At 63.3% G+C, this 17,957-nt stretch carries 17 protein-coding genes and 1 pseudogene; 11 read left to right on the top strand and 7 right to left on the bottom strand.

Annotation, left to right across the window (positions count from 1 at the left end):
- Positions 1-29: 29 nt before the first annotated feature.
- The 3 genes and pseudogenes from QUE68_RS20090 to QUE68_RS20080 form a co-directional block, all read left to right on the top strand.
- The gene (locus tag QUE68_RS20090) at positions 30-863 is read left to right on the top strand and encodes a metal ABC transporter solute-binding protein, Zn/Mn family (protein WP_286274296.1); all 834 of its coding nucleotides are present in this window, start codon (positions 30-32) and stop codon (positions 861-863) included.
- Entirely contained in the window at positions 848-1,159 is a 312-nt protein-coding gene (locus QUE68_RS20085) for a hypothetical protein (protein WP_284235483.1), read from the top strand. The genes QUE68_RS20090 and QUE68_RS20085 overlap by 16 nt, the downstream gene beginning before the upstream one ends.
- Positions 1,143-2,036, top strand: a pseudogene (locus QUE68_RS20080) (CobW family GTP-binding protein); the annotation flags it as partial. The gene QUE68_RS20085 and the pseudogene QUE68_RS20080, both read left to right, overlap by 17 nt.
- Positions 2,037-2,156: 120 nt before the next feature.
- Here the strand turns inward: QUE68_RS20080 and QUE68_RS20075 are convergent.
- Positions 2,157-3,785: an AMP-binding protein gene (locus QUE68_RS20075; protein WP_284235484.1), complete on the bottom strand. Its 1,629-nt coding sequence runs from the start codon at positions 3,783-3,785 to the stop codon at positions 2,157-2,159.
- Between the two features lie 651 nt (positions 3,786-4,436).
- Between QUE68_RS20075 and QUE68_RS20070 the strand changes: the two genes are divergently transcribed.
- The 4 genes from QUE68_RS20070 to QUE68_RS20055 all read left to right on the top strand — a co-directional run bounded on the left by QUE68_RS20070 (position 4,437) and on the right by QUE68_RS20055 (position 8,363).
- Positions 4,437-5,054, top strand: a complete 618-nt coding sequence (locus QUE68_RS20070) for a cytochrome c oxidase subunit 3 (RefSeq protein WP_284235485.1) — start codon at positions 4,437-4,439, stop codon at positions 5,052-5,054.
- A 3-nt stretch (positions 5,055-5,057) separates the two neighbouring features.
- A complete protein-coding gene (locus tag QUE68_RS20065; protein WP_284235486.1) occupies positions 5,058-5,333 on the top strand; it encodes a cytochrome C oxidase subunit IV family protein in 276 nt (91 codons plus the stop codon).
- A gap of 159 nt (positions 5,334-5,492) precedes the next feature.
- Positions 5,493-6,167 carry a TetR/AcrR family transcriptional regulator gene (locus tag QUE68_RS20060; protein ID WP_284235487.1) on the top strand — a complete coding sequence of 225 codons (675 nt, stop codon included), beginning with the start codon at positions 5,493-5,495 and terminating at the stop codon, positions 6,165-6,167.
- Between the two features lie 240 nt (positions 6,168-6,407).
- Positions 6,408-8,363, top strand: a complete 1,956-nt coding sequence (locus QUE68_RS20055; protein ID WP_284235488.1) for a flavin-containing monooxygenase — start codon at positions 6,408-6,410, stop codon at positions 8,361-8,363.
- Positions 8,364-8,391: 28 nt separating this feature from the next.
- Here the strand turns inward: QUE68_RS20055 and QUE68_RS20050 are convergent, their stop codons facing one another.
- From QUE68_RS20050 to QUE68_RS20040, 3 genes are all read right to left on the bottom strand, one after another.
- Positions 8,392-9,054 (bottom strand): hypothetical protein, encoded by a 663-nt coding sequence (locus QUE68_RS20050; protein WP_286274295.1) that lies wholly within the window; start codon positions 9,052-9,054, stop codon positions 8,392-8,394.
- Positions 9,055-9,172: 118 nt separating this feature from the next.
- Positions 9,173-10,195: a spirocyclase AveC family protein gene (locus QUE68_RS20045; RefSeq protein WP_284235490.1), complete on the bottom strand. Its 1,023-nt coding sequence runs from the start codon at positions 10,193-10,195 to the stop codon at positions 9,173-9,175.
- A gap of 69 nt (positions 10,196-10,264) precedes the next feature.
- Positions 10,265-11,380, bottom strand: a complete 1,116-nt coding sequence (locus QUE68_RS20040; protein WP_284235491.1) for a spirocyclase AveC family protein — start codon at positions 11,378-11,380, stop codon at positions 10,265-10,267.
- 136 nt (positions 11,381-11,516) lie between these two features.
- Between QUE68_RS20040 and QUE68_RS20035 the strand changes: the two genes are divergently transcribed.
- Genes QUE68_RS20035 through QUE68_RS20025 form a run of 3 tightly spaced genes read left to right on the top strand, consistent with a single transcriptional unit; the run spans position 11,517 to position 12,978 of the window.
- Entirely contained in the window at positions 11,517-12,314 is a 798-nt protein-coding gene (locus QUE68_RS20035) for a TetR/AcrR family transcriptional regulator (protein WP_284235492.1), read from the top strand.
- Between the two features lie 32 nt (positions 12,315-12,346).
- Complete coding sequence (locus QUE68_RS20030) at positions 12,347-12,661, top strand: TetR/AcrR family transcriptional regulator (protein ID WP_284235493.1); 315 nt, start codon at positions 12,347-12,349, stop codon at positions 12,659-12,661.
- 11 nt (positions 12,662-12,672) lie between these two features.
- On the top strand, positions 12,673-12,978 hold the full coding sequence (locus QUE68_RS20025; RefSeq protein ID WP_284235494.1) for a hypothetical protein: 306 nt from the start codon (positions 12,673-12,675) through the stop codon (positions 12,976-12,978).
- On the opposite strand, the gene QUE68_RS20020 is transcribed toward QUE68_RS20025, so the two are convergent.
- The 3 genes from QUE68_RS20020 to QUE68_RS20010 all read right to left on the bottom strand — a co-directional run bounded on the left by QUE68_RS20020 (position 12,975) and on the right by QUE68_RS20010 (position 16,390).
- Positions 12,975-13,262, bottom strand: coding sequence for a hypothetical protein (locus QUE68_RS20020; RefSeq protein WP_284235495.1), 288 nt, complete (start codon positions 13,260-13,262; stop codon positions 12,975-12,977). The two genes, QUE68_RS20025 and QUE68_RS20020, sit on opposite strands and share 4 nt — an antisense overlap.
- Before the next feature lie 403 nt (positions 13,263-13,665).
- Entirely contained in the window at positions 13,666-15,006 is a 1,341-nt protein-coding gene (locus QUE68_RS20015; protein WP_284235496.1) for a protoporphyrinogen/coproporphyrinogen oxidase, read from the bottom strand.
- A gap of 67 nt (positions 15,007-15,073) precedes the next feature.
- Entirely contained in the window at positions 15,074-16,390 is a 1,317-nt protein-coding gene (locus QUE68_RS20010) for a wax ester/triacylglycerol synthase domain-containing protein (RefSeq protein WP_286275879.1), read from the bottom strand.
- Between the two features lie 536 nt (positions 16,391-16,926).
- Between QUE68_RS20010 and QUE68_RS20005 the strand changes: the two genes are divergently transcribed.
- The gene (locus QUE68_RS20005) at positions 16,927-17,928 is read left to right on the top strand and encodes an alpha/beta fold hydrolase (protein WP_284235497.1); all 1,002 of its coding nucleotides are present in this window, start codon (positions 16,927-16,929) and stop codon (positions 17,926-17,928) included.
- The last annotated feature ends 29 nt before the right edge of the window (positions 17,929-17,957 follow it).

Below are 17,957 nucleotides of genomic sequence, written 5' to 3'. Positions count from 1 at the left end.
GTCAGACTCCCAGTGCGGGTCGCCCGGTCGTGGTGACGAACTTCTACCCCATCCAGTGGCTGGCTTCCGCGCTCGTCGGCGACGACGCGGAGGTGGTCTCGCTGACCCCGGAAGGTACCGAACCGCACGATCTCGCGTTGGATGCGAACGGACAGAAGGAGCTTGGCCAAGCCAACGTGGTGCTCTATCTGGGCGCTGACTTTCAGCCCGACGTCCAACGCGCCATCGGCGAACTCGATCCGTCCGTGACGACCGAAGACCTGCTCACCGCGCCGGGCCTGACGCTGTTGGCGGCGGGCGACCTCGGCAAGGAAGCCCTGGCCGGCAACAAGGATCCGCACATCTGGTTGTCACCGGTCCAGATGCAGGCCATGGCCGATGCGGCCGCCACGGCGATCACCACCGCCGCCCCGGCGTTGGCCGACCGGGTGGCCGAGAACCTGCCAGCTGTCAAGACGCAGCTGCAGGGCCTCGACACCAGTTACCGGCGCGGTCTGGTGGGGTGCCAGTCGACCGAGTTGGTCACCAGCCACGCCGCGTTCGGCTATCTGGCCGACGAGTACGGCCTGAAGCAGGTACCGATCGTCGCCAGCCTGTCACCGGACGCGGAGCCCGATCCCAAGACTCTGCAATCCATCGCCGAGGTGGCCAAGGCGGGGAACGTCAAGACGGTGTTCTTCGAGGATGCCCTACCCAATGACCTGTCCAAGACGGTCGCGGATGAGATCGGCGCCCAGATCAGTCTGCTGTCCGCACTCGAGTTCGACCCCCGGGGGTCGCTCGGCCCGGACCAGGACTACGTGTCGGTCATGACGGGCAACCTGGAGCGAATCGAGAAGGGCTTGGGATGCGCGGGTTCGTGAACCTCGGTGGCGCATCCTCGGCGTCGACCGCACCCCGACCGGACCCCGGCCACGTCCGAACGCTGAAAGCCGTTGTCGCAGAGGTGCTACGACTGGACGCGGAGGCGACCGTGGTGGTGCAGCAGTTGGCCTGCGTCGAACCTGGCTGCCCGCCGGTGGAGACGGTGGTCGCGGTCCTGGGCACCGCCCGACGCACCTGGAAGTTCGCCAGATCGACCGCCGACGTCTCGTCGGCCGAACTCGGAGAACACCTGACCGACTATCCCGAAGGGCATCACCATGACCACGCCGACTGAGGACCGTGTGCCGGTCACCGTCCTGACCGGTTTCCTGGGTTCGGGCAAGACCACCCTGCTGAACCGCATCCTCACCGAGTATCACGGCAAGCGAATCGCGGTGATCGAGAACGAGTTCGGCGAGATCGGGATCGACGACGCGTTGGTGCTCGATTCCGAAGAAGAGATCTTCGAGATGAACAACGGCTGCATCTGTTGCACCGTGCGTGGTGATCTGATCCGCATCCTGGGAGCCTTGATGCGACGCCGGGACCGGTTCGACCACATCCTCATCGAGACCACCGGACTGGCCGACCCGGCGCCCGTCGCGCAGACGTTCTTCGTCGACGACGAAATCCGCGATCAGTTGCGGCTGGACGCCATCATCACCGTCGTCGACGCCGCCCACGTGCTCGACCACCTCGACGAAGTCAAGCCCGAGGGCGTCGAGAACGAATCCGTGGAACAGGTTGCCTTCGCCGACCGAATGATCCTCAACAAGACCGATCTGGTGACCCCAGCGCATCTCGAGACCGTGGAACGTCGGTTGCGCGGCATCAACCACGGCGCCGAGATCATCCACGCGCAGAACGCCAAGATCGACCTGGACCGGATCCTCGACGTCGGCGCCTTCGACCTGCAGCGCGTCCTCAGCGACGACCCGGCGTTCCTGACCGACACCGATCACCAGCACGACCTGACCGTGACGTCGGTCGGCTTTCAGATCGACGGCGACCTCGACGTCGAAAAGCTCAACGCGTGGTTGGGTGAGTTGTTGAGCACCCGGGGAGTCGACATCTTCCGCAGCAAGGGTATTCTCGCCATCGACGGCCAGACCCGCCAGCACGTCTTCCAGGGTGTGCACATGCTGTTCGACGGGACCGACGGGCGCCCCTGGGGTGCCGACGAACGACGCACCAACCGGCTGGTGTTCATCGGCCGCAACCTCGATCGCGGTGCTAGGTCGGTGGATCCCGGGCCGTCGAGCGGTACGGGCGGAAGATGCCGTGAACCACGCTCAACGGCGTTGGTCGGCCTTCACGGTCAGCCCCAAGTTGGCGAAGTCCCATACGCCGTCGCCGTTGGACCGCGTCTTCAGGAGGTGTTTGAGGACTCGGTTCATCGCGTTGACCGGAAGTGCGTCCATGACCTCGACGTACCTCGGCATTGCGAAGTAGGGGACTGCGGTACGCAACTCATCGAACAGCTCGCCTGGAGAGAGGGTTTCGCCCGGTTGAACCACTAGGCAGGCCTTGATCTCGTCCTCCCCGATTTCGGACGGGACCGCGATCACGGCGACTTCCGCGACCTTCGGGAGGCCCCGTATGGCGCCCTCCAACTCCAAGCTGGACACATTCTCGCCCTTACGGCGCAACACATCTGCCTTGCGGTCGACGAACTGCAACTGGCCACTCGGCAGACGTCGCCCCGAATCCCCGGTGTGATACCAGAGTCCGCGGAACGCCTTCAGGGTGGCCTCGGGATTCTGCCAGTACTGGTCGAACATGGCGTACTTCTGCTTCGGCCTGACACAGATTTCGCCGACCTCGCCCTGGGCGACTAGTTTGAGATCGTCGCCGAGCAAGGCGACCTCCACATCAGGTGCGGCAAAACCGCATCCTGAGGGGTCCCCTTCGTCAGCAGCCGGGTTGAACGACAACGGCATGCATTCAGTTTGTCCGTACACCTCAACCCATGGCTCGATACCGAAGCGCGCTTTGAACTGCGTCTGGACAGTGGTGTTCAGCGGCGCGACCATCATCAGACGGATACCGTGGGCGTGGTCGGCGGCGCCTGGCGGGGTAGCCATCAACGCGTGACACATCGCTCCGACCCCGAGGGCCACGGTGGCGTGAGCTTTCGCCGCATTGGTCAAGAACGTCCGCGCGCTGAACTGCGGTTCGAAGTGCGCAGGAATGCCCCGGATTAGCGCCGACGCGATCATCCAGACGCCGCCGCTGAGATGGAACATTGGCAGCGCGGTGAACAGTGTGTCGTCGGCCTCTAGCCCGAGGGCCTGGATGGACAACGTCCCCACGCGGAGGTAAAACCCGTGCGGTAGAACGCATCCCTTCGGATATCCGGTGGTACCGGAGGTATACAGGATGGACATCGTGTCGTCGGTCGTGAGGTCGACCGCTGGTGGAACACCGCCCGGCTCGGCGACGGCCTCGAACGGTAAGACATTGCCGACCCCGGTGATCGAAGGTAATTCTGGGTCGAGGTATGCGATCAGTCGCATCGCCGGCAGCTCGGCAAGCAGAGGTTCGACCGCAGCGCACCCCGGGCCGTCGGCGATCAGGACGGACGCCTCAGAGTCCGCGAGTTGGTGACGGAGGAAGTCGCCCTTGAGGAAAGCGTTGAGCGGGACGTTAATCGCTCCGAGTTTGGCCACTCCAAAGTAGGCCTCGAGGAATTCGATCCGGTTCGGCATCACGAGCGCTACCCGGTCGCCACGCTTCACGCCGTGCGCAGCGAGTCCGGTGGCGATCTCATCGGTCCGCCGGTCGAGTTCTGCAAAGGTGTAACCGCTTCCGGCCACGTAGCAGAAAGGCCGGTCCGGCGCCTCCAAGGCGCGCCGACGCAGCAGATCGCCCAGAGCGCATGCCGGATTCTCCACTGTGCTGATGTCCGTTAGCTCGGCCATCTGTCCCCTTCATGAACGATCGTTTCCACCTCGAGGAACCTACCTCCCGGCCCTGCGGGGAAGCAACGCAGATGGGAGAACTGTTGGCAAAGCCAGCGTCTTCCCACGAATCAAGAGGTTGATCGACGGACGTGTCGCGCATCCGGCTTGATTACCTCTTCGATGATGGAGACCTCCAATCAGGTCATCCCGCAGATCAATTCGCATCCGAAGGATCACATTCCGGTCCGCGCCAACTAGGTCGCATGGATCGTCCGGTGCGATGACTCTTGAGTGGTGGCGACGCCAACGTCGGCCGACTCCTGGGTGAACGATGCGTTCTGCGCTCCAGGACGGAGAGGGGCGTGGTACGAACCGGGCGATGCCGACAAAGGCGATGACGTACAGGCAGACGAACGCCGGACCCGCCCACACGCAAGCCAATTGAACGCGCTTGGCCATGCCACAACCTCCAGTACGGCCACCAGGATGCACCGCGGAATGCCGCGGGTCCGATATTACGGGACGTGCTATATCAAAACAGCGTTTTGGGCCCTTTGGTTCTGCTGTCACCGTTGACCGGTCGGTTGGCCAACGGTTACTGTGAGACGACGCGTCTCAAAGAGGCAGGTGTCCCACCTACCGACCTAATCCAACAGGGGCCGGCGACCGATGACCGAAGTGATTGGTGTCTACCGTCGGGGCGACGGTGAAGGGCTACGAGCGCCCCGCCGACGTCATGTCCCGGGAGAACCTGGGGTCTGGGTGCTGCTCTTCGGGGACATGCTGGTGTTCACGGTCCTGTTCACGGTCTATCTGCATGCCCGTGGTGCCCAACCCGGGCTGTTCGCGGAGTCGCAGGACAGGCTCAATCGCAATCTCGGGGCAATCAATACACTCGTGCTGCTGTCCAGTTCGCTGCTGATCGTATTCGCCACGATTGCGATGCGCAGTGAAAGATCTCGTCACCTGACCTATCGCCTGACGTTGTCCGGCGCGGCCGTCGGTTCATGCTTCGTCGTGATCAAGGTCATCGAGTACCACGCGAAGTTGTCCGCCGGGATCACGCCGGCCACAAACGAATTCTTCATGTACTACTTCGTGCTGACCGGACTGCACCTGGCCCACGTCATGGTGGGCCTAGGTGTCCTGTTGGCGTTGTCGCGCCTCGCCCGCAAGCCCACGCCGACCAACACGCACATCGCGTTCTTCGAGGGTGGCTGCTGCTTCTGGCACATGGTCGACCTGCTGTGGATCGTCATCTTTCCATTGCTGTTCCTGGTGAGGTGAACGATGAACACTGTGGTGCGCACCAATGCCACCCTGGTTTGGGCGGTCCTGAGCGTGTTGACGGTGGTGTCCTGGTCGATGGGCATCTCGCATGGCTTTGGGGGTGGCAACCACCTGCCCGCGAGCATCGTCATATTGGTCGTCGCCGTCTTCAAGATCCGCCTCGTTGGTTTGTACTTCATGGAACTTCGCGATGCACCGGTAGGTTTGCGCGGCGTCTTCGAGGGCTACTGCGTGGTACTGCTCGCCCTATTGATTGTCATGTACTCGTTTGGCTGACAGAAGGTTTACCTAGCTTGCGTGGACGCCGCCTGATGACCGGGTATTCTGATCGGATGCGTCTCAGATGTGCGATACGAACGCATGAAGCGTCACCGTCCGAGACGTTCATGCTGAGCGACAGCCGTGGGGCATGCGATTCTTCGAGAGGCGAGCCTGTTGGCGACTGACGAAAATACGCCGCCCCGCCCGCGAGGACGGCCGCGACTGACGATTGGTCATGACGCGGTCGCCGATGCGGTGGCGGAGCTCTTCGCCGAAGGCGGCTCCGACGCCGTCTCGATCGTCGATACGGCAGAAAAGCTTTCGGTATCCCGGGCCACGCTTTATCGCACCGTGCCGACCAAGGAGGACCTGCTCGGGATTCTGTACGAGCGCAGTACCAGGGAGATCACCGACAAGGTGAGGGCGGCCATTGCCGCGATCGATGACTCCAGACAACAGCTGATCGAAATCATTCAGCTGCAATGCGAGGCCGCCGTGGAGATGCGGGCGTACATGCCGGTGTTCTTCGGCGGTGGCAACCTGCCACGGGACGTCATCAATCGTTGGCACGTCTGGAGCCGCGAGTTCGAGGAAATGTGGCGCAAGGTCGTCGTCGCCTGCATGAAGGACGGCTACCTCCACGAGGACGATCCAGTGGTCACCACGCGACTGATCCTCGGCATGATTCTCTGGGTCTCACGCTGGTACCGACCGGCTGAATCGATAACTGCCCCGCAGATCGCGGCTTCGGTTGTCCGCCTGCTGCATCTGGAGCAGCAGCCGGAGAGTGGGCCCGTGGGGAAGAGCGCGACAGCCCGCCAGGGGCCGGCTGGAAAACGGAAGCGCTAGGGCTCATCGGGGACACCGAACCAGGCATGGCAGCCGTCGCGACGGCTGCCATGCCTCAATGACCCCGTGCGCTGAGTACGACCACGAAAGCAATCCGAATCCCGTGGAACATTGCGCGCTTTCGGCTGTCTAACCTATATTGAGACTGCTAAGATCAAAATGTGAGCACCCCGGCACGAACGAACGCCGCGGATCTGCAGCACGCTCTAGGCCCCGGCCCGCAGTCGAGAGAACGGTGACATGACGAACACTGAATCGCTGGCCCCGGATGCGACAGCCGGCTGGCCGATACGCCTACGCGACGCTCTCGAGAGTGCGAACATCCCCACGCTCCTGCTCGTATTGCGTCATCTCACGGGGGATGTGAAATGGATCAGCGAACCGTTCCGGCCAAGTCGGGGTCGCCCGCTGGACGACAACGACTCCGGTGGTCTGCCTGCGGATCTGCAGGCAGAGGTGCGCACTGCCGCGCTTGAGGCGGTGATCGCCTTCCGCGACGGCAGGCTCGATCCCGTGACGCCGTCGCCAGAGCAGGTCGCGGAATTGCTCAGTTGTGCCCTCGTCGAAGAGGTGCCGCCCGCGTACGGTGAGTTGCTCTCCGAGGAAATGGGTTTCATCTCCCGCGACGTCGACATTCCGGCTGAGATCGTGCCCGAGGACTTCCGTGTCGTGGTGATCGGTGGAGGGCTCTCGGGTCTGTGTATGGCGATGAAGTTGGCTGCGGCCGGAATCAACTTCATTGTGTTGGAGAAGGATCACGATCTAGGTGGCACCTGGGTGGAGAATGTCTATCCGGGGTGCGGAGTTGATACCCCAGGGCATCTCTATACGTTCTCGTTCGCCCCGAACCCAGACATCACCCGCTACTTCGCCAAGCGCGACGAAATACATCAGTACATCAACCGCCTTGCGAGCGACTCTCAGATCAGGCGCTACGTAAGGTTCGGCACCGACGTCGTGCGCGCTGCCTATGCCAACGCCGAAGGCAAGTGGCACATCGAGATTCGTGATTCCGACGGTATTCCTCAGACCTTGGTCGCCAACGTTCTCGTCAGCGCAGTTGGCATGGTGAACCGGCCGTCGGTTCCACCAATTTCCGGCCTCGATGAGTTTCCGGGGCCGGTGATGCACACCGCGGCGTGGGACACTTCCGTCGACGTCACGGGCAAGCGTGTCGCTGTGATCGGAACCGGTGCCAGTTCAATGCAGTTGGTGCCGACCATCGCCGATGCCGCCCAACACGTGACGGTCTTCCAGCGGTCCAAGCAATGGGCCCTACCGCACCCGAATTACCACCGCGACGTCACGGAATCCCTTCGCCTGGTGATGCGGGAAGTGCCCTTCTACATCGAGTGGTACCGGCTGCGAGCGTTCTGGAACTTCAGCGACCGGCTGCACTCGTCGTTGCAGATCGACCCGGAGTGGCCGCATCCCGAGCGCTCGATCAACGAGACCAACGACCGCCATCGGGTCTTCCTCACCAAGTACATCAACACGCAACTGGGTGATCGCACCGATCTGATAGAGGCATGCTTGCCCGAGTACCCGCCATACGGCAAGCGTCCGCTGCTCGACAACAAGTGGTACGAAACACTGTTGCGCGACGACGTCACACTCGCCACCGAGGCGGTGGACCACATCAGCGGCAATGCCGTCGTCACTGGGTCCGGCGTCGAGGTTCCCGCCGACGTGATCGCGCTCGCGACTGGGTTCAAGGTGCTGCAATTCCTCTGGCCGATGGAGATCGTCGGGTCGTCCGGCGTGACGCTGCGGGAGCAGTGGGGTGTCGACGATGCCAAGGCCTACCTCGGCATCACCGTGCCGGACTTTCCCAATTTCTTCATCGTCAACGGCCCCAACACCAATGCCGGCCACGGTGGCAGTGCGATCCACGCCATCGAGTTCCAGGTGCGCTACATCATGGAGGCGATCCAGCACCTGCTGGTCAGAAAGATCCCCGCCATCGAGGTCCACCGCGAGGTATTCCTCCGGTACAACGAAGAGCTCGACGATGCTCTGTCACGGAGCATCTGGTCACACAAAGGCATGACGACCTATTACCGCAATGATGCCGGCCGGGTTGTGGTCAGCAGCCCGTGGACCTACATCGACTACTGGGATCGGTTGCGGGGCTTCGCGCCCGGCGACTACCACGTCGTGACCATATCGTCGAAGGCGGGGGAATTGAGCTCCTGAGGCACACGTCTCCCCGGGGGTGCCGTCGTCAGCCGACGGGTAGAACAGCGTGTTCGCTGCCGCTAATGCGCCCCTCGGCGACCAATGCGCGGCGCATTAGCACGAAGATGCTGATGAACCAGCCGCAGAAGACCGCCAGCGGCACCCAGAATCCAAGCACACCGTTCCAGGCGAAGGGTCCGGTCTTGAAGAAGAACAGCAGCTGATCGGGCAGAAAGAGCATGAACGTCATGATGCTCTGGTAGCCAAACCAACGCGGGAAGTTCGGTTTTCCGCTCTTGTCATTGAACGCCACGACCGCCAGCACGGCGAACATTGGCATCATCATCGGAATTCCGCCGATGAACTGCAGCCAGCCGATGTCGTTGAGCAAACGCGTGGTGTCCGCCGAGCGCTCGTCGACTCGCCAGGTGGAGACGATCCACCATAGCGGCGGATAAAAGGTCAACATTGCGTTGGCATAGCCGGCCATCGTCATCGTCCTGGTCAACGGCCCGTTGCGGCCCTCGAACCGGGCGACGAAGTCGGCGATCGTCGAGGTGAACGGTATGAAGACCGCAGCGCTCCACATCACGATCACCATGCCGAGGCGGATAGTGACCACATCGTGGGAGAAGAACGCTTGGATATCCTCGGCACTGGCCGACGGCTTGTGCAGCGGGAAGAACCCCCCGATGACCCACCAGCCCACGAGGAGCATCACGATGTAGGCGATACCGCACCAGGCACCAAAGAGATTGGTCTTCCGAATCACTGACTCGTTCACTGTTTCTCCCTTGCGATCCCCGGCCTCGCGCGGCCGGCTGAGGTTATGGACGTGGTCCGGTCCGATTGGTCGGGCTGTGGATCGTCGCCACGGGTGAGTGGCCGTCCGGACAGTTGAACGCGGTTTCGGGGCCACACACCCCGGCGGTGCGCCACTCGCGCTCGAGGTACGGTGGGGCCATGACGGCGTGCATGCCCCAGTAGGTGTATGGGATGTTGTAGGTGACGAGCATCGCGATCTGGCAGGCGCCCATGATGGCCAGAAAGCGAGCGAACGTCCTGAGCCGTCCGGAACCCAAGTTGAGCGCGTCCAAGCCCCGTTCGGGCAGCGTCCGCCCGTGGTCGTCACGGAAAAAGTGTAGGGAGGCCAGGGCGGTGTAAGTGCCGGCCCAACTGATGGTTTCATAGATCGGGAACTGATGATCGGTGCCGGCCCATAGGCTCAGCTCTGGAACCACACTGCCGTAGTTGAACAACTGCGTTCTGGTGACGAAGCTCTCCAGGATCAGGTCAAAGACGCAGAATGCAAGATAAGCGTAGATCACGATGCGCAGCGCAGAGATCGACGAGTCGCGACGACGTAGCCAACCCATGAAACGCGAACCCACATAAGCCGGTACGCCGACGAGCCAGAAGTAAGCGGAAAGTGCCCATAGCGACAGAGGCACCAATTCGCTGTTGGGACTTGACCAGCCGGGTATGTGACTGGTCCAGCTACCAAAGTTGATTGACGTTGTGCTATAGAGGAATTGGACGCTGTTCCAGTTGATCCACGGCTCCTGAAAGCACAGGGTGGCACAGGCTAGGAAGAACAGGCCGTCGAACGTCAGCCTGCCCGTCTTGATGATCTGGCGGACTACGAACCACCACAGGATCAACAACGAAACGACTACGGCGAAGATTTCCCAGGTATGGATCAGGGTGATATACCAGCCCGGTTCCTGCCCGCGACCTCGCGTATTGGTCTTGAAGTCGCCGCTGACCACCCAGGCGGTCCACACATAAACCATTAGTCCGAGCCACAGCGCCCCGTTGAGAACCCACAGTTTCGCGGAGTTCGCCTCCACGGCCGCGGGGCGGTCAACGGGTCTGCGTGTGCTTATCGACATGCTTTAACTCGCTCGCCGGCCAGCCCGCTACGGCCGCGGGATGGGGACGCCGGGGCCTGCGCAGGGGTTGAGTGTTTCACCAGTGGCGGTGGCGGTGGCGTGGGACTGGCCTGGGTAGGCGCACATACCGTTGATCATGTTCGACGGGTAGCCGCTGGGGAATTCCCCGGAGTGCAACGCGACGAACTGGTTTGGGATGAAGTAGAAGATGGCGAATGCCGCGTGCACCGCGCCAAAGATAGCCAGGAACTTGATCCATTGACGCTTGGTCGGCCCGGCCCGCAGGGTGTCGATGCCGCGTTCGACGACGGTCTGGCCGCGGTCATCACGGAAGTAGCTCAACGCCGCGATAGCCCCGAGGGCGAACCCAGCGAAAAAAACCGGCTCGGTCATCGGCAGCTGATAGGTCTCACCGGAATACAGGGTGAGCCAGCGGATGCCACCGGGGTAGGCGTATATGCCCATCCGCAACAAGGCAGATTCGATTATCGTGTCGATCAGGGTGAGGCCGAGGAACAGGATCGGCCATACCGCCAGCGGTGAGAGCATGGGTCGCTTCGCCTTGATCTTGCGCATCACGAACAGAATCAGCATCACCTGGGAGAAGACCAGCGCGGTGTACCCGGGCATCGTCACGAAGATCGGCTCGGGCAAGCGGTTTGCGTGCGGACTGATCCACCCCGGCCACGACCCGGTGGCCCACGCCCCGAAGTTCACCATTCCGGAGTTGTATAGCAGCGTCACCGAGGTGAAGTTCATGCACATGTCCCAGAAGAAGATCATCGCCCCCGACAACGCGAGCATTCCGTCCGTGGTGAGCCGGCCCTCCCGCCGCCAGGGCCTGATTACCCAGAACCAGATCCCCGCCACCGCCGCGATCGGCAGCACGATTTGCAGCACAAGGAACAGGGCCTGCTGCCCACCGCTGATCTGAGCCGTTCCCGGACTCGTGGGCGCGAAGTTCGCGCCGAGGATCCAGCGCAGCAGCACGAACACCTCGAAGCTCAGCAACGCCGCGCCCACCGTCGCCCAGACCATGACCACAGGCACCGGGGAGGGTCGACGCGCATCAGCGCTCAGCGCTCGCCCCGACATCTCCACCCGCGGTGGACTCTCCACCGATTGCCGAAACGCCTGCGCCATATGCTCAACTCCCTCGAACGAGTTGTGATGAACCCTACTCAAAGTGAGCGTTTGCTGACAATAGGTAAGTGGATATTCACACTACCGACGCCTGGCGGAGACGGATTAAGGTGCAGGGGACAGTAGAGGTGATGGCTTGACGATAGAGCGGGCTGCCGGAGCACCACCCCGCGCCAGGCGCGCACGGCTCACTGGGGCCCAACGCCGCGAGGAGATCATCGCCGCAGCACAGACGGTGTTCGCCGCTAATGGGCTGGGGGGCGCGAGGACGTCGAACATCGCCGACGCCGCCGGAATCGCCGAGAGCATGCTCTACCGCCACTTCGCGTCCAAGCAGGAATTATTCGAGGTCGCGGTGGTTGAACCGGTGACCGCGTTCGTCGAAGGCATCGTCGATGGTGCCGACCGCCTGCTTGATCGCGACGGACCGGGAAGTCAGAAGTTCTACGAGTCGTTTCTGGCAACGATGACCGAGGTGCTGCCACTTCTGGGGGTTGCGTTGTTCAGCGATTCCGAGGACGGTCGCCGGTTCTACAACGACAAGATCATGCCGTTGTTGGACCGGTACGAGGCCAAACTGGCGGCCTCCCTCAACGGCCTTCCGAGTACCGGGTTGAGCGCCGCATTCCTGTCCAGGGCGGTGATTGGAATCGTCTTCCTTCTGACGCTCGACGCGACTTATCGGGAGAGTCCCGGCGTGCTGGGGCCTGCAGACAGCGCGGCTACCGCCGAGGCGGTGAGGTCGTTCGTCGCCAATGGCCTGGCCGGTCCGATCATCGACGTGGCCGCCGCGGACGAACGACCAAAAGAATTGGACGCAGAGAACAAGGCGCTGCGGCGCATCGTCGCCGACCAGGCGATCGAACTCCAGCGTCTCAGAGAGGCCCGGTCCGTCGGAGGCGTTGGAGACCCGCTGCGGACGAACACGGACTGAACGACGATCCTCTATACGCTTGGTTCACGGCGATGGACGCGACCACTGTGGTGTCTCGCAGTGCGTGCAGGCAAGCGCACCCGCGCAGCGTGATCGCCGCGGCACGGCAGCTCATTGCCGAGCGTGGACTCGACGCTCTTCGGGTCAGCGATGTGACTGACCGCGCTGACGTCGCGTTCGGTACGTTCTACAACCAGTTCAAGACCGAGGCCGGAGGCGGTGGTGGCCGAGGCGATCTTTGGGGTCGCCGAGGCGATCGCGCAATCGGGGCCTTCGCCGATCCTGGTGAGGCGCTGGTCGCCTCGGCCAGCGGGATCGTGCGCATCGCCTATGACGACCCGACCTAGCCCGGCTGCTGGTGAACGTCGAGCAGGCCGAGGCGCGGTTCGAGCGCATCATCAGGCCACAGGCCGCGTCGTTGTTGGAGCGCGGCGTGGCCGGAGGCGCGCTTGTGATCGACGACATCGAGACCACGCTGACGATGTGTTTCGCAGGCACGTTCGAGGTGATCCGCGGCATCGTCGACGGTCGGCTGCCTCATGGCGCGGATCTGACGTGCGCGGAGATGCTGTTGGGGATGGCGGGGTGGCATCCGGAGCACGCCCCGCAGTCGGTGCGCCGGGCTGCGGCTGACGAGAAGGCCGAAGCACCTAGCGCCGACTAACTGCAGCGGGACGAAAACTGCGCCGGATACTTCGTCTCCAAGTCACCCACCCCGGCGCCGCCGTTCTGCTTGTCGTTACGAAGGTGCGGCATAGCCGACTTCGGGCAGCGATCCATACGACTGATGCCGGGCCACCGCGCTTTCGCGCGGCGCGTAATCGCCGCACCCATGAACGTGGCGAGCACGAACAGCACGACGTAGGCGTTCGGACCGATCAACAGGGGGGTAGGCGACCTGATGATGGGCGTGCCCGGCGCCAAACGCCCGGCAGGCTCTGCACCCATGAGCCCATGTTGACCTGCTGGGCGCTATTGCCGTACCAGTGGCCGACATATGTTGGCTGAGCGGATCGTGGAACGACAGATTCAGAAACGCGGTGGTCAGTTAGACCATCGAGCCCCACCCGACGCTCACGTCGCGTTGGTCGGACGACGAACCAGTACGCAAGCACCAGGCGCGCGATTGGGAGGACGACCCTGCCAGAACGTCAAGGCGGTTTTCATTTAGCCCGGCAGCGGGTTGGGCCCTGGGTCGACGCGGGTGAAGTAGGGGCCGGTGATCAGCGGATCAGCACGAACGCTTGGAACGCGAGGATCGCCGCACGAAGCGCCGCCCACCTTTTCACCGGGGGTACTGGGCGCTGAGTGTCCGATACGCGCCGCGCCCCGATTACCGGAGCAACGCTGCTCATCGCATGGAGACCATGGCGCGTTCGCCGAGGATCCGGTCACCGGCGGCCACGCCGGAGACCAGTGCTCCGTTGACACCGGGTATCGGGCCGAGGTCGCCGGCCAGCTGGACACGTGCGGACGGGTCGGTATTGCGCATGAAGCGGTCGACGGCTTTGAAACGGCCCTGCTTCATGATCGGCACGACGTTGCGCCAGCGACCAATCTCGTAGTCCTCGACCTGTGAGGTGAGGTCGCCGTAGTAGGGCTTGACGAAGCCGAGCACGGCCTCGATCACCTTCTCGTCAGGAGTGTCGAGGTTGTCCAGGCACCATTCGTGCCGGCAGAACGTGGTGAACATGCCCTTGTCGTCCGGGCAGCGGTTGTTGGCCTTGAGATGGTCGACGATCACGCCACACAGATCGGGTTGCTCCGTGGGGGAGCACATGATGTAGGTGGCTGGATTCGACGGCCGCTGCGACAGCGCGATATGGCAGTTGACGCTGCAGATGTACTCGGTGTTCTCGTAGTACTCACGCGCGAAACCGGCCAGCTGCGGATAGATGCGCAGCGCCACATCGGTGGTGGTGGTGAGTACGGCATTGTCGAACTGCTCGGTGCGCTCCGTGCCGTTCTCGGTGAAGGTGACCTCCACCCGGTCACCGGCGTCGGTCACGTTCGAGACCGGGGTGGCCAGCCGGACGTCGTCGAGGCCGGCGGCGATGGCCCTGGGCAATGCGTCCATTCCGTCGTCCAGGCCGTAGAAGTACGGCTTGAAGAAGTTCTTCAGCGTCCAGAGAAGTTGGCCGACCGAGGCGTACGACGGGTCGCTGAGCCACGGACCGCGGATGACAACGGCCGCAACGTAATCGAGGATCTCCTGGTTGAGCTCGCGCTGGCAGTAGCTGGACACGGTATCGTTGTCGACGGCGGCGATCCCGGCGGCGTCGACATAGTTCAGGTCTTTCCAGTGCTTGCGCAACAACAGCATCAACTTCGCCAGCTTGAGCCTGCTCCTGGTCGACAGGTACGGGGTGCCCAGCAGCTTGAGCGGCTTGGTTAGGTCGAAGTAGTTGAGCGTGCCATTGCGTGGCATCGCACCGAAGGCGTCGAACTTGTGCATCTGCGGACCGAGCCCGACCTCGCGCATCGTCTGGGTGGACTCTTCATAGCTGCCCAGGTAGATGAACGCACCCGTGTCGAAGGTGAAGTCTCCCCGGCGCACCGTCTTGATCCGGCCGCCGGCATAGTCCGCTGCTTCGAACACGACCGGCCTGCCGCCGGCCTGGGCAATCCTGCGAGCTGCGCTGAGACCGGCGATGCCGGCTCCGATGACGGCCGTTCTGCCGTGTTCTGTCATTCAAGGGATCCTAACAAGAGTAGCGATTCATAAATCAGAAGTGATCGGAAGATCAGAAACGGACCACTCAGCCGAGTGCAAGGATTTCGTCGAGCCCCTCTTGCATCGATTTCCAGAGCAGATCCAAATCCTCGAACACGTCGCCGTCGGCATTCATCGCGATGCAGCACACACCGCGGTGGGTGCACATTGCCGCGGTGAGGACCGTGCCCGGCAACGGCGCGAACACGAACATGCGATCGAACCTCGCGCCGGCCATGTACCGGTCCTCACTGATCCCCGGCCATGAGCTGGTGGTCAGCACCGCGCCACCAACCGATCCGAGGATCGCAGCCGCCAGCCGGGAAGGTGTGCGATTCAGAATCGGGGTGATGACCCCCAGGAAATTGAGGGCGGGTTCCGAACGGATCCGGTCCACCCGCTTGTGCATCGCGCGGATGCGTTCTCGGGGATCTGCGATTCCGGATGGCACGAGAAGGTAGGCCGCGGCGAACTGGTTGCCGCCCGTGGCCTGGTCAGCCGTTCGCATCGCGACCGGCATGGAGATGGGAACGTCCTCGAGCTCTTCACCCTGCGCCGCACAGTAGCGCCGGAGACCGCCGAGCAATGCGCACACGAAGGCATCGTTCAGCGACCCCCCAGCCGACTTCGATGCACGGCGCAGATCGCCGAATTCGCATTCCAACGTCTCGAAACGCCACTTCCGCTGTGAGCCGCCCCGCAGGATTTGCGACGGATTTGCCGGCGGGGGAGCCGCAACACGTGCCAACGACGCCATATAGCTGCCGGTTGCTCGGAGGTCGCGCGCGGCCCGGGTGACCATGCGACCACCCTCCCGCAATGCCCCTGGGGTACCGGCGATTTGCTTCGATATCTGGAGCGCCGCCACCCCCATCGGCCCCCGATGCGTTGGCGTGTGCGGAGGGATGAGTTTGCTCGGCTGGTGCTCGCGAGTGACGTTGAGAACCCGTTCATGCAGCTGCGCCAGAGCAAGCCCATCCATGAAGACGTGATGCGCGTGCATGACATAGGCCGCACCGCCGTTGGCAAGTCCCTCCACCAAGTGCCCTTCCCATGGCGGTCGAGAACGGTCCAGTGGGGTGAGGGCGATGGTCTGCGCCAGCTCCATGAGCTGACGGTGGGTGCCCGGGGTGGGAAGCGACACGCGGCGTAGATGAAAGTCAAGGTCGAAGCAGGGGTCGTCCTCCCACATGGGCGGCCCGACGGGTAGGGCGGGGTCGACTACCCGTTGCGCAAACCGCGGGACGATTTGGACGAACCATTCGTGCGCGGCGCGGAGGCGCTCCCAGTCCGGCACCCTGTCCAGAAGCTGAACCACCACACCCGACCACGCGCCCGACGGGTGTCGGTCGGTCCGCCACATCAAGGCGTCGAGCTCCGACAATGCCGGCTCGCGTCCCCAGCGTTGCAGGTCTGCCCGCAACTCGTCACTGCTCATATCGGGCCGAATCACGCCGCGCTGGCTCCGAAAATCTTTGTTCACGATCATGTTTCGTGCGTGGCAACCTGCCACACCGCACCGCGTCGAGTACCCGCTCGTGAAACGACGCCGCGCGTTTTGCTACCTGCGACTCGGATTGAGTGGGCAAATGGGTCATTGCAATGTCGCTGCGTTTAGTTTCCATGTTCCGTCCCTGTGCGGGCGTGGCCTGACGCTCAAGCCGTGCAACTCGAGGTCGCAAAGTGCTTTCGTCAGCAGGAGATTGACCGGGAGCAGCCGCGCTGATATTATGGAACGCGCAGGCTCACAAATCAAGGTCCCGTGTTGGGGACGAAGAGTCAACCAGCTGCGCAGCCATCTCAGAAGGACTGGGAGATGCTCGCGAACGCCGCCCTGGCCAGATCCCGGGAGCAGGTACATAAAGCATGTCAGGCAAGACAGATGGGGAAGCCCGTCCAGTGCCATCCGATCACGAATGGAGAGCCCTGGACTGGTCGACGTACACCCGCGACGCCATGGTGCGCGGGCGACGCGTCCGGTTCGTCGATATTGGCAGTGGTCCGGCAACCGTGCTGGTCCATGGCTTGGGTGGCTGCTGGCAGTGGTGGTTGCGCGTCTTGCCGGCGATGGCGGAGCAGGCTCGGGTCATCGCGATCGACCTGCCCGGGTTCGGCGAGTCCGAGCCTGTCCAGGGCGGCCCCGACGTCTTCGCTGAGCACGTCGCGACCGTCATCGAACTCCTCGATCATCTGGGCCTGGCCCGGGCCACTCTCGTCGGGCACTCGATGGGCGGGCTGGTCGCACTGCAGGCCGCGTGTGACCGACCCGATCGGGTGTCGGCGCTAGCTCTCGTCGACGCAGGTGGCGCCGCCATCGGGCCACACCGTCTACGCGCGCTCCTAGCGGCCTTCCGAGCCTTCGCCACGACGTTTTCCCAGCCGTGGGTGCCCGTCGCCGTCGCCCGAAATTCCGGCTTGCGGGCGGCGATGTTCGCGGTCGCCGTCCACGATCCGCGTACGTTGAGCGGCCCGCTCGCCATGCAGATCATCCCGCGGATGGCGGCCCACGGGTTCATTGCCGCGGTGGAATCGGCTGGGGCAGCGGTGAACCGGGCAACACCAGAGCACGTGCGCTGCCCGACGCTGGTGGTTTGGGGCGCGCGCGACCGGATTCTGCCGATGTCGTCGGCCCTGTCGCTGACGTCGAGGATTCCGGACGCACGGCTGGTGTCGATGGCTCGGGTCGGACACTGCCCGATGGTCGAGACGCCGGTGCGCCTCGGCGCCCTGTTGATTGACTTCACCTTGGATCCGGAGAATGGTCGCCCCCGGGACCAATCCGCCGAGGCAGGCGTGACGGTCAAACGAAGATCCACCCGACGTCAACGGGCGGCGCGAAGGGTGGCGCAGGCCGGGATGTCCACGACACGGCATCTCCTGCCGCCACGACACGACCGATGATCGCGCCGAACCGCAGTGTCGGCGCGGCG

Origin of the sequence: Mycolicibacterium sp. TUM20985, from assembly GCF_030295745.1 — a bacterium.
In the GTDB taxonomy this organism is placed as follows: domain Bacteria; phylum Actinomycetota; class Actinomycetes; order Mycobacteriales; family Mycobacteriaceae; genus Mycobacterium.
This window is presented reverse-complemented; position numbering and strand designations above follow the sequence as displayed.

What these genes read in the sequence shown, in the direction of transcription:
- QUE68_RS20085 (WP_284235483.1), top strand. Translation starts at nt 848, where the DNA reads ATGCGCGGGTTCGTGAACCTCGGTGGCGCATCCTCGGCGTCGACCGCA.
- QUE68_RS20075 (WP_284235484.1), bottom strand. Translation starts at nt 3,785, where the DNA reads ATGGCCGAGCTAACGGACATCAGCACAGTGGAGAATCCGGCATGCGCT.
- QUE68_RS20055 (WP_284235488.1), top strand. Translation starts at nt 6,408, where the DNA reads ATGACGAACACTGAATCGCTGGCCCCGGATGCGACAGCCGGCTGGCCG.
- QUE68_RS20020 (WP_284235495.1), bottom strand. Translation starts at nt 13,262, where the DNA reads ATGGGTGCAGAGCCTGCCGGGCGTTTGGCGCCGGGCACGCCCATCATC.
- QUE68_RS20040 (WP_284235491.1), bottom strand. Translation starts at nt 11,380, where the DNA reads ATGGCGCAGGCGTTTCGGCAATCGGTGGAGAGTCCACCGCGGGTGGAG.
- QUE68_RS20015 (WP_284235496.1), bottom strand. Translation starts at nt 15,006, where the DNA reads ATGACAGAACACGGCAGAACGGCCGTCATCGGAGCCGGCATCGCCGGT.
- QUE68_RS20065 (WP_284235486.1), top strand. Translation starts at nt 5,058, where the DNA reads ATGAACACTGTGGTGCGCACCAATGCCACCCTGGTTTGGGCGGTCCTG.
- QUE68_RS20030 (WP_284235493.1), top strand. Translation starts at nt 12,347, where the DNA reads ATGGACGCGACCACTGTGGTGTCTCGCAGTGCGTGCAGGCAAGCGCAC.
- QUE68_RS20010 (WP_286275879.1), bottom strand. Translation starts at nt 16,390, where the DNA reads ATGTGGCGGACCGACCGACACCCGTCGGGCGCGTGGTCGGGTGTGGTG.
- QUE68_RS20070 (WP_284235485.1), top strand. Translation starts at nt 4,437, where the DNA reads ATGACCGAAGTGATTGGTGTCTACCGTCGGGGCGACGGTGAAGGGCTA.